Origin of the sequence: Streptomyces bobili (assembly GCF_002154575.1) — a bacterium.
In the GTDB taxonomy this organism is placed as follows: Bacteria; Actinomycetota; Actinomycetes; order Streptomycetales; family Streptomycetaceae; genus Streptomyces; species Streptomyces bobili.
The window spans coordinates 1-10,535 of sequence record NZ_MUBA01000466.1; the positions used below are offsets into that span (position 1 = coordinate 1).

Annotated in this window: 11 protein-coding genes and 1 pseudogene; 5 read left to right on the forward strand and 7 right to left on the reverse strand. The window is 70.3% G+C overall.

Annotated elements, in window-relative coordinates; all coding sequences use genetic code 11:
* The 5 genes and pseudogenes from BZL64_RS30360 to BZL64_RS30380 form a co-directional block, all read right to left on the reverse strand.
* Positions 1-853, reverse strand: a pseudogene (locus BZL64_RS30360) (sensor histidine kinase); the annotation flags it as partial.
* A gap of 5 nt (positions 854-858) precedes the next feature.
* Positions 859-3,048 (reverse strand): MMPL family transporter, encoded by a 2,190-nt coding sequence (locus BZL64_RS30365; protein WP_086772355.1) that lies wholly within the window; start codon positions 3,046-3,048, stop codon positions 859-861.
* A gap of 190 nt (positions 3,049-3,238) precedes the next feature.
* The gene (locus BZL64_RS30370; RefSeq protein ID WP_086772356.1) at positions 3,239-3,880 is read right to left on the reverse strand and encodes a superoxide dismutase; all 642 of its coding nucleotides are present in this window, start codon (positions 3,878-3,880) and stop codon (positions 3,239-3,241) included.
* Positions 3,881-4,049: 169 nt separating this feature from the next.
* A complete protein-coding gene (gene cyaB / locus BZL64_RS30375; protein WP_086772364.1) occupies positions 4,050-4,604 on the reverse strand; it encodes a class IV adenylate cyclase in 555 nt (184 codons plus the stop codon).
* 17 nt (positions 4,605-4,621) lie between these two features.
* On the reverse strand, positions 4,622-5,473 hold the full coding sequence (locus BZL64_RS30380) for a helix-turn-helix domain-containing protein (RefSeq protein WP_086772357.1): 852 nt from the start codon (positions 5,471-5,473) through the stop codon (positions 4,622-4,624).
* 166 nt (positions 5,474-5,639) lie between these two features.
* Here BZL64_RS30380 and BZL64_RS30385 point away from each other — a divergent pair, with 166 nt between their 5' ends.
* The 5 genes from BZL64_RS30385 to BZL64_RS30405 all read left to right on the forward strand — a co-directional run bounded on the left by BZL64_RS30385 (position 5,640) and on the right by BZL64_RS30405 (position 8,290).
* The gene (locus BZL64_RS30385) at positions 5,640-5,840 is read left to right on the forward strand and encodes a hypothetical protein (protein ID WP_086772358.1); all 201 of its coding nucleotides are present in this window, start codon (positions 5,640-5,642) and stop codon (positions 5,838-5,840) included.
* A 137-nt stretch (positions 5,841-5,977) separates the two neighbouring features.
* On the forward strand, positions 5,978-6,130 hold the full coding sequence (locus BZL64_RS39960) for a hypothetical protein (RefSeq protein ID WP_158101573.1): 153 nt from the start codon (positions 5,978-5,980) through the stop codon (positions 6,128-6,130).
* 87 nt (positions 6,131-6,217) lie between these two features.
* Positions 6,218-6,718 carry a glycine-rich domain-containing protein gene (locus BZL64_RS30395; protein ID WP_086772360.1) on the forward strand — a complete coding sequence of 167 codons (501 nt, stop codon included), beginning with the start codon at positions 6,218-6,220 and terminating at the stop codon, positions 6,716-6,718.
* A gap of 75 nt (positions 6,719-6,793) precedes the next feature.
* On the forward strand, positions 6,794-7,447 hold the full coding sequence (locus tag BZL64_RS30400; RefSeq protein WP_086772361.1) for a class I SAM-dependent methyltransferase: 654 nt from the start codon (positions 6,794-6,796) through the stop codon (positions 7,445-7,447).
* Between the two features lie 234 nt (positions 7,448-7,681).
* The gene (locus tag BZL64_RS30405; protein ID WP_244205563.1) at positions 7,682-8,290 is read left to right on the forward strand and encodes a hypothetical protein; all 609 of its coding nucleotides are present in this window, start codon (positions 7,682-7,684) and stop codon (positions 8,288-8,290) included.
* A gap of 73 nt (positions 8,291-8,363) precedes the next feature.
* On the opposite strand, the gene BZL64_RS30410 is transcribed toward BZL64_RS30405, so the two are convergent.
* Positions 8,364-9,743 (reverse strand): amino acid permease, encoded by a 1,380-nt coding sequence (locus BZL64_RS30410; RefSeq protein WP_086772362.1) that lies wholly within the window; start codon positions 9,741-9,743, stop codon positions 8,364-8,366.
* A gap of 112 nt (positions 9,744-9,855) precedes the next feature.
* Positions 9,856-10,535, reverse strand: a 680-nt coding sequence (locus tag BZL64_RS30415; protein WP_086772363.1) for a TauD/TfdA dioxygenase family protein, incomplete at its 5' end; no start/stop codon positions are given.

Here is a 10,535-nt window from a genome sequence, read left to right on the forward strand (position 1 = left end):
GGCGTCCACGGTGAGCCCGGTGTCCTCGGCGAACCGGTCCAGCACCCGGCGCAGCGTACCGCCCCGGACTCCCGCCCGAGCCCACCAGTTCCCGCGCCTCCGCGAGGTTCTCGCGGGCCGTCGACTCGATCGACCGCAACTGCTGGGCGCTGCGCCCCGGATCGGCCGACAGGCCCGCCCGCGCCGCCTCCGCGAGGACCACGATGGAGGCGAAGCCCTGCGCGAGGGTGTCGTGGATCTCCCGCGCCAGCCGCTCCCGTTCGTCGGCCGCGCCCTGCCTCTGGTGCGCCGCCGACAGCTGGGCCTGGGCCCGCTCCAACTCGTCGATCAGCCGGGCCCGTTCGGTACTCTGCTCGACCACCGAGTGCGCCCACAGGCCGATCAGCACCCCGACCGCGACGACGATCAGCGTGGACACGGCCGTCTCGCCGAGGAACTCCGCCGTCCAGCCCAGCTGGAGCCAACTGCCCAGCAGGGTCGTGAAGGTGGCGAGCCCGAGGAACCCCATGGAGACCCTCGGGGTCCGCCCGAACATCCAGTAGTGCGGCAGCGTCACCATGAACAGCGCCGCGTAGCTGGTGCGCAGATACGCCAGCCCGCCCAGCGCGAGCGCCAGCACGGCGAGGTAGCCGTGCGGGCGGACGATCCGGTTGCCGGGGAAGCGGTCGAGGAGCGCGTAACCGAGCACCACACAGCCCAGCAGGCCGAGCGCCCCGTACATCCCCCCGCCGGGCCGGCCCATCGCGGCGATCCCGAAGGCCATCGCGGCGAACAGCACCCAGCACACCGTGTTCCAGCGGCGTAGGGACGTGGCCCAGAAGGTGTCGGCGGAGGGGCCGGTCAGTGCGGTCATACCGGTCAACGTACGTCGACCGCCGCCCGCTCCGGAGCCGTTCGGTCCCGCGGGGCCGGTGCCGCGGGCCGTACCGGCCACCAGGTGCGCTCGCCGAGCAGCAGCATCGCCGACGGCAGCACCAGGATCCGTACGACGAAGGCGTCCAACAGGACGGCCGCGGCGAGGACGAAGCCGATCTGCTTCATCTCGATGATGTGCAGGAAGACGAAGCTCACGAACACCGTGGTCATCACGACCGCCGCGCTGGTCACCACGCTCGCCGAGCTGCGGATCCCGTCGAGCACCGCCTGCCGGGTCGGGGTGCCGTCGAGGACGGCCTCGCGGATCCGGCTGACCACGAACACCTGGTAGTCCATGGACAGGCCGAACAGGATCACGAACAGGAACAGCGGGACGCGCGAGCCGATCGACCCGGTGGAGGTGAAGTCGAGAAGGCCCTGCGCCCACGTCCCCTGGAAGACGAGGACGAGCAGGCCGAGCGCGGCCGCCGCCGACAGCAGGTTCAGTACGACACCGATCAGGCCGAGGACGACCGAGCGGAACGCGTAGAGCGTCATCAGGAACGTAACCAGGAGCAACGCCCCCAGTACCAGCGGGAGTTTGCCGTTCTGGTGGGCCGGATAGTCGGCGTAGCGGGCCACGTCGCCGCTGACGCCGTACTCGGCGCCGGGGATCCGGCCGACCGTGGCGGGCAGGTAGGTGTCCCGCAGGTGGTCGAGGGAGGCGTAGGCCTCGTCGGAGTTGCCGAGGTGCGGCACGTTCAGTTCGAGGGTGCTCGTGCGGTGGTCGGCCGAGGTGCGCAGCCGGGACATGCCGGTGAACAGCGGGTCGGCGTCGGCTCGTTGGGCCAGCTCGCGCAGGGCGCCGGTGACCTGGGCGGCACGGGAGGCGTCCGCGCGGACCACCACCTGGTGGGCGACGCGCCGCTCGGGGAACGTGTCGTTGAGCCGGTCGTAGACCCGCATCGCGGGGATGTCACGGGAGTGCGTGTCGCGGCTCATCTCCGTGATGTGCAGCCCGGCCAGCGGGACGACGAGCGCGAGCAGGGCGAGAACGGACACGCACAGGGTGGCCAGCGGATGCCGGGCGGCGGGGCGCAGCAGTGCCGTCCAGAGGCCGCCGCCGGTGGCACGGGTGCGCCGGGCCGGCTTTCCGCGGGCGGCCCGCCGCTCCGCTCGGCGCTCGGCGCGCCGGCCCAGCACGGTCAGCAGCGCGGGCAGCGCGGTCAGGGAGCTGGCCACGGCGACCAGGACGACCACGACGGTACCGGTGGCGAGCGAGGAGAAGATGACGTCCGACGCCAGGTAGAGGGTGGCGGTGGAGGCGACGACCGCGAGCCCGGAGACCACGACGGCCCGGCCCGAGGTGGCGGCCGCCAGCTCCACCAGCGCCTCGGCGCTCAGCCGGCCCCCGCCGCGGGCCCGCTCCTCGCGCTCCCGCTTCAGGTAGAACAGCGTGTAGTCGACGCCGACGGCGAGGCCGATCATCAGGATGACGTTGGTGCCGACGCCCGCGTCGGGGGAGAGGTGCGAGGCCACCATCGACAGGCCGACGGCCGCCGAGATCGAGGACAGCGCCAGCAGCAGGGGTACGGCGGCCATGGTGAGCGAGCCGAAGACGACCAGCAGGGTGAGCAGGGTGACCGGCAGCGTGATCTTCTCGGAGAGGGCCAGGTCGGCGCTCCGCTGGGCGTCGACCCCCTTGCTGATGGAGGGACTTCCGGTCTCCTCCAGGAGCAGCCCGGGATGGAGTTTCTGAACGGCGGCCGTCTGTGCGGTCAGCGCGTCGACCTTGTCCTTGGCGTCCCGTTCCTCGCCCTTCAGCGCGACCTCGACCAGCAAGGTCCGGCCGTCGGCGGAACGGACGGGCGCGGCGACGTCCGCCACGTCCGGAAGCCGTTCCATGCGGGTGGTGAGGTCCCGTACGGCCGCCGCCGAGGCCCGCTCGTCCAGGGCGCCCGACCGGGCCGAGATCAACACCTGCTCGGTGGATCTGCGCTCCAGCAGGCCCTCGGCGGCCAGGGCCTCGGCGCGGCCGGCCTCGCCGACCCGGTAGTCGGCGGTCCGGGCGCTGTTCGTGCCGACGGCGCTGCCGACGCCCAGGCACAGGGCCACGAACAGCAGCCAGCCGAGGATCGCCCGCCAGGGGTGCCGGGCACTGCTCCGTGCCGTGCGCACAGTGAGTGAGTTCATGCCCCAAAGCCTGGTCGGCGGGGGCGGTCGGCCGGCAGAGGTGACCGGTGGAACCTGCCGTCCACCGATCGGTTGACGCGGGGGAGGGGGAAAACCCCCGCGAGTCAGGTCCTCGCGGGGGTCTCCTTCTTTCCGCCCGCCGCCGTGAAGGGTGAGAAGACGATCACGAGGCGGGACGTGGGGCGGCGCCCTACGGCGCGAGCAGCAGCACGTCGGCGCGGGACTTCGCGGCCAGGTAACGGCGCTGTACGTCCTGCCAGTCGACGACCTGCCACATGGCGTCGATGAAGTCGACCTTCTGGTTGCGGTACTGGAGGTAGAAGGCGTGCTCCCAGGCGTCGAAGACGAGGATCGGCACGGAACCCTGGCCGACGTTGCCCTGGTGGTCGTAGACCTGCTCGACGATCAGCCGGCCGCTGAGCGGCTCGTGGGCGAGGACGCCCCAGCCGGAGCCCTGGGTGGTCGCGGAGGCCTTGGTCAGCTGGGCCTTGAACCCGGCGAAGGAGCCGAAGGACTCGGTGATGGCGTCCGCCAGCTCGCCCACGCCGTCGGCCGCGAGGGGTTCGCCGCCGCCGTCGCCGCTCATGTTCCGCCAGTAGACCGAGTGCAGGATGTGCCCGGAGAGGTGGAAGGCCAGGCTCTTCTCCAGCCCGTTGACCGCACCCCACAGCTCCTTCTCCCGCGCCTCCGCGAGCTGCTCCAGCGTGTCGTTGGCGCCCTTCACATAGGCGGCGTGGTGCTTGTCGTGGTGCAGCTCGATGATCTCGGGGCTGATCACGGGGGCGAGCGCGGAGTAGTCGTACGGCAGTTCAGGAAGCGTGTAGACGGGCATGGCGGGGTTCCCCTCCGAACCTTATTGCAAAGAGGTTGCAAGTGCAGGCTAGCAACAATAAGGCGGTGGTGGGCAAGCAGGGCTCAGTCAGGTAGCAAGCCCTGGCCAAACAGAAGTGCCCCCACGTGTCGCCTGCAAGGCACGGTGAGGGCCTTCCGCATGCCCGTCGTCAGCCGCGCTGCGCGGCCACGGCGCCCGTGTACGTCTCCCGCGTCAGATCCTCCGACCCGATCCCCAGGTCGGCGAGCACCGTCCGGATATCGTCCAGGGCCGCGGCCACCTCGTCCTCGTCGACGAGCGTCTCCACCTCCAGGAACGTCCCGTCCAACTCCGGGACCCGCACCAGCGTGGCGAGCAGCCGACGGCCGCGCGCCTCGAACTCGTAGTTGCGGCACCGCTTCTCGAATGCGATGACCTCGACATGGCCGAGGCCACGGAGGATTGCGTGCGCTGCGTCCGCGTCGGCGACGACCGTCTCGTGTTCGGGCTTGGACCCGGAGTCCTCGTCGACCGCAGCGCTCTTGAAGGTGAGGACGGTCCGTGTGCTGTCCGTGCTGTGCACCGTCCGGACGCGCAGCTCCTCGTCAGCCTTCTCCAAGCCTCCGTCCGGCCGGTCGTAGTACGTATCCCGGTACACCTCTATCCGGGCCGACGCCCGCTCGTCGAGCAACCGCGTCACAGCTTCCGGCGCATGGACCCGGGCCTTCAACTCGGCCTCGATCACGTCCGCTCCCCTCATCGTCAGACGGTGCGCCTCGCTCCGTCGATGACCGCCTCGAACATCCGCCGGAACCCGCGGAACAGCGGGCCGTGCGGGGTCGCCATGACCTTGTACATCGCCGACTCGTGGCCCTCCCACCCGGCATCGAAGGCGCCGACAAACATCGTTCCGTCCGTACGGATGACGCGCCAAGTGGGCAGCATCTGATATCTCCACACGCCGATGTCACCTGTGCCGGCCAACTCCCGTAGACGCGCCTCCGCCAGCCGTACTCCGCTGGCGAGGGACTCGGCGGATTCCCCGATCTCGGCCGCGCGGCGGGCCAGGGCGCCGCTGTCGGGGTCGAGGAGTGCGACCCGGATCCGGAGCCCCTTGCCGCCCTGGTCGCGCGGCAGGCAGGCGCGCAGGAGGCTGTCGTTCAACCCGATCAGCCCAAGGCCGCGTACCGCCAGGACGTCCAGCTCCTCCGCCGTGCGGGCCTGCTGCCGGATCTCCGCGGCCGCGGAGTTCTGCGCAGCGTAGACGCGGACCACCTCAGGGAACGCGGCGAGGTCGAACGCTGCGCCGCCGATGCGCTTCTCGCGGCTGGCTGCGAGGCCGAGCAGGTGGCGGGCGTCGTCCGGCATGTGGATGCCGTCTGCGATCCGCTCGTACACGTCGAGTTGGGACACTTCGCGGCGGCCGTTGATGATCTCGTTGACGCGGGCCTGGGTCATGCCGGTCGCCGTGGCGATGCGGGACTGGCTTGCGCCGGCGTACTGCTGGACGTAGCGGAACACGGCGCCCATGTCCCGCGCTCGCAGAGCAAGGCGTACCTCGGCGCGCTCCCATGCCCAGCCCGGTAGCTCGATCGGTTCGAGTGCGGTCGGCATGGTACGGCCCCCGGTATCCATGACGGGATGGAATTCCATCCCACGGTGAGATTACCGGTGCGGTATGGAGCTGACACCGTGAGTCACAAGATCCTGACCGGACACGTTGAACCCCGGCGACCGCGTGAACGGTCCCGGGAGTGGCCGACTGGTTTGGAGTCGACAGGTGAAGCCTGCGCAAACCGAGGAACCTTCCAACATCACCCAGAGGGCGGGCATCGCGTTCTGTGCGTGGCACGAGGCGTACTCCAACTCCGCCCGTCTCGTCCGTGACAGCAGCGGCGCCCGCCTCTTCGCCTGCTACTCCTGCCGCGAGGCGTACGACCTCCCCCTCGTCGCGGACCAGCCGTGCACCCCGGCTTCGTGAGGGCGGCGGAGCTGCTCCCCACGCCGAAGGCAGCAGGCCTCCCGGCCGAGCGCCTGGCCGGGACGCGCTGCGTGTGGTGCGGCGGGGCTGCCACAGACGCCCTGAGCGCGAGGCTCAGCGTGGTCAAAGGAGAGCTGGTGCGTTGGAAGCCGCGCAGCTGCCTCCCCTGCCTCCGCCGTGAGGCCAAGCGCGTCTACGGCATCCACATCACGGTGTGCGCCCGCTGTACGCACCGCGACTACTGCCCCGACAACAAAGCCCTGTACCCGCTCGCCCTGGAGTGCCGGTAGGCCACCCGATCTCCCGCCCTCCCCGCATCCCAGGGACAGGCGGGCCCAAGCCCCGACCGGGGCACCCCTCGGCAACAGGAGGAAGACGTGACCGTCGCGTTAGAACAGCCCGCTGCAACCCGGACCCGCGACCCGCAGGAACTCCTCAACGCGGTCGCTCCGCACATCACCGAACTCACCGCCAACATCTTCGACTCCGGCATGAGCCTGTGGGACCGCGAGGTCACCCTGCTCCTGCGCGACCACACCATGGTCCGCGACATGGCCGAACGGATCCTCGGCAACGCCGTCATGTACGTCATGGGCTCCATCGAGAACCCCGACGTACACCTCGGTGTCGGCAAGCTCGTCGACGTCGGCGTGCATCAGCTCATCCTGGACACGCCCGTCTGGTGGGGCATCTGCCGCCTGTACAACGGCGGTCGGTTCAAGCACCACGCCCCGTTCATCCAGCGCCGCAGCGACGGCCTGTGCCTGCGTACCGGCGACTTCCTCCGGTCGCAGGGATGGGCGGTCGACGAGGAGCTGTGGGCCATCGACGGCGCCAACTGCTCCCCGTGCGACGACAAGGTCCCCGACAGCCACTGACCCCGCTACAGTCGCCCCCGCCCTCACGGCTCCCCGACGGCGGGGGCTCCCGCATCGACGACCGAAGGAACAGCTGTGCCCGTACCGCACGACATCGCCGCCGAGACCGAACTGTGGGATGCGTTCGCCGAGTCGGCGTTCGAGGACGACGCCGAGCCGTCCTTCTGCTGGACCCAGTACGCCGGCCACGGGCCTGGGCCCGAGCTGCTCGGCAGCCCGGAGACCGCCTTGGAGGTCGGATGCGGCACGGGCCGGGCTCTCGCCCACCTGGCGCACAACGGCGTGGAGGCGACGGGTGTCGACCTGTCGCCGCGCGTGGTGCAGCTCGCCGGCGAGAAGTGGGCGCCGCTCGGTGTGCGCATCGAGCAGGGGGAAATCCTCGACTGGCTCGCCGCCGACGAGGGCCGGTACGACGCCGTGTACTCGATCTTCGGTGCGGTCTGGTTCACCGACCCGTCCCGGCTTTTCCCTCTCGTGCGTGAGCACCTGGTTCCGGGTGGCGTGTTCGTGTTCTCCCAGCCGCCCGCGATCCCCGGCGCCTACGGGCCGCAGGGGATGTACAAGGGCGGCTTCGCGGGGAAGGCGATGTTCACCTACCGCTACAGCTACAAGCCGGCGGTGTGGGAGCGGCATCTGCTGCGGGCTGGGTTCGCCGTGGCGGAGGCGACCGTGGTGGGCGCTCCGAAGGCTGGGCACATCGGCACGCTGATCGTGCGCGCGAGCGCCTGACGGGGCTCGGCGTCTGGCTGAGGGTCCGCAATGGTTCGGACCCCTGGCGGTGACCAGCGCGTTTGGCACCTCACAGAGGCAGTCAGTTGCGGGGATGCCGCCCACACGTGCATGGTCTGCTCCACCACGGAGGCCCAGTCTCCGTCACGGCGACGGAGACCGGAGCGTCGACAGAAAACCGGCGATCACCCGAACAGGGTCACAACCCGGACACACGTCCCACCCAGGAACCCCATGCGGCGGATGATGCGGATCTCCGCCACACACGTCCTCGGGGGGACCATGAGCACTACGCCACCGCCCGCTTTCCCGCCGCTCCCGCCCGTACCGCCCACCCCTCCGAGAAGGCCCCGCACCAACGCGATCATCGTCGGGTCGGCTGCCGCCGTCATCGCCGCGATCATCAGCACCGGCGTCGTCGTGCAGTCCACCGGCGACGACACCAAGCCGGCCGCCGCCAAGCCGAGCCTCTATGGTTCGGACGGCACCGTCGATGCCGTAGAGGAATCAGAGCCGGAGCCAGCACCGACGTACGCCGCCCTCACCCCCGCCGACTTCGCGATGACGTTGCGCACGACTGAGCGGCAGTGTTTCGGGTCGGCGGGCTGCAACGTGACGGTCGAGCCGATTTTGTCCTATGCGGGCGAGTGGAACGGGGTCGATCCGGACGCGGTGTACTCGATCACCTACGAGATCCGTGGCGACGAGTCCGGGCCGGTCATTGAGACGGCTGAACTGTCGGCCGAGACGACCTTGAACTACACGCCGACGTCGATCAGTACGGCGTCGGCGAGCAAAAAGGTGTCGGTCAAGATCACTGATGTGGTGATGCAGGGGGGATGAGGCGTCGCACACCGGACGTGAAGAGGCCCCGCACCGGAACGCTCACGTGGGGGCCTCGCGTCTGACAACCGTCTCAGAGCTTGGCGCGTGTCCGCTGCCAGGCGTATCCGCCCAGCGCCAGGGCCGCCGTCATCGCCCCCGTCGAGTACAACTGCACCCGGGTGCCGGGCTCCCGCGCCATCAGGACGAAGATCGCCGCCATGCCGGCCAGCGCCACCCACGTCAGCACCGGGAAGGCCCACATGCGCACGACCAACTGCCGCGAAGCTTCACGCTCCAGCCGCCGGCGCAGCCGCAGCTGCGACACCGCGATGAAGATCCACACGACCAGGATCACCGCGCCGATCATGTTCAGCAGCCAGGCGAAGACGTCGTCGGGGCGCCAGTAGCTGAGCAGCACACAGCCGAAGCCGAACACGCACGACACCAGGACGGCCGTGCGCGGCACCCCGCCCGACACCCGGCCCAGCACCTTCGGCCCCTGTCCGCGCTCCACCAGCGAATAGGCGATCCGCGAGGAGCCGTAGATGTTGGCGTTCATCGCGCTCAGCAGCGCGACCAGCACGACGACGTTCATGAGCTGACCGGCGCCCGGGATGCCCAGCCGGTCGAGGGCGGCGACGTAGGGACCCTTCTCCACGACCGCCTTCGAGTCCCACGGGACGAGGGTGACGATGACCGCCATCGAGCCGATGTAGAACAGCGCGATGCGCCACATCGCCGTACGGACCGCGCTCGCCACACCCCTCACCGGGTCCTCCGACTCGGCCGCCGCGATCGTGACGGTCTCCAGGCCGCCGTACGCGAACACCGAGGCCAGCAGGCCGATGACCAGGCCCTCGCCGCCGTGGGGCAGGAACTCCGTCAGATGAGAGGTGCCGGGGGAGTCGGTGCCGGGGAGGACGCCGGCGATCGCCAGCACGCCCAGCACCAGGAACAGGCTGATCGCGCCGACCTTCAGCGCCGCGAACCAGAACTCGAACTCGCCGAAGTTCTTCACGGCGGCCAGGTTCGCCGCGCAGAACACCACCATGAACAGCGCCACCCACGCCCACTCGGGAGTGCCCGGCAGCCAGCCGGTGACGATCTTCGCCGCGCCGATGCCCTCCAGGCCGACGGCCGTGCACAGCAGGACCCAGAAGGACCAGCCCGCCGTGAAGCCCGCCCAGGGGCCGATCGCCCGCTCGGCGTGCGCCGAGAAGGAGCCGGACGAGGGATACGCGGCCGACATCTCGCCCAGCATCCGCATCACCAGCATCACGAGGAGGCCGGACAGGGCGTAGGCGAGGACGATCGAGGGACCGGCGGCGGCGATGCCCGCCCCGGAACCGATGAAGAGGCCGGCGCCGATGACGCCGCCGAGGGCGATCATCGACAGATGGCGCTGCTTGAGGCCGTGCGAGAGGGAGACGTCGTCGGACTCCGGGGGAGTCCCGACCGTGGTGCTGGGCATGGGCGCGGCTCGTCCAATGCGTGAGAGGGCAAAAACGCCCACAGTCTGGGCAGCCCGTCCGCTCACGCGAACGGGCTGCCCACTATCCGGACGCATCCGGTACGCGCTGTGCCTATGCCGCTACGGAGGTGTAGTGCGCGGCGTCGCCCTCCACCGTCCGGCTCTCCTGGCCGTCGATGCCCACCGGGACGTCACCTGCCACGGTCACCCGGTGCAGCCGACGCGGCCGGCGGTCGTAGTTGTCGACGGCGTAGTGCTGGGTGATGCGGTTGTCGAACAGGACGAGCTGGTTCGGCGACCAGCGGTGCCGCAGGATGTTCTCCGGCCGGGTGACATAGGACTGGAGCAGGTCCAGGATCGTGCGGGACTCGCCCACCGACAGCCCGACGATCCGCTGCGCGAACCCGCCGATGAACAGCCCGCGCTCACCGGTCAGCGGGTGCACCCGGACCACCGGGTGCGCGGTGCGGTACTTGATGGACGTGAACCGGGCGCGCTGGGCGGCCCGTTCCTCGTCGATGTCCTCGGCGGGCACCGCGTAGTCGTAGTCGTTGGTGTGCTCCGCCCACAGTCCGTCCGCGAGCCGCCGCAGTGGCTCCGGGAGCTGCCGGTAGGCCGCCGCCGAACTGGCGATCAGCGTCTCGCCGCCGTACGGCGGGAGGGTGAGGCTGCGCAGGGTGCTGGCCTGCGGTGGGTTGAGGACGAAGGTGACGTCGGTGTGCCAGTGGTTGGCGCTGCCCTGCTCGCTGTCGACGGGCAGCACGTTCGGGGCGCCGTCGACGGCGGGCACGG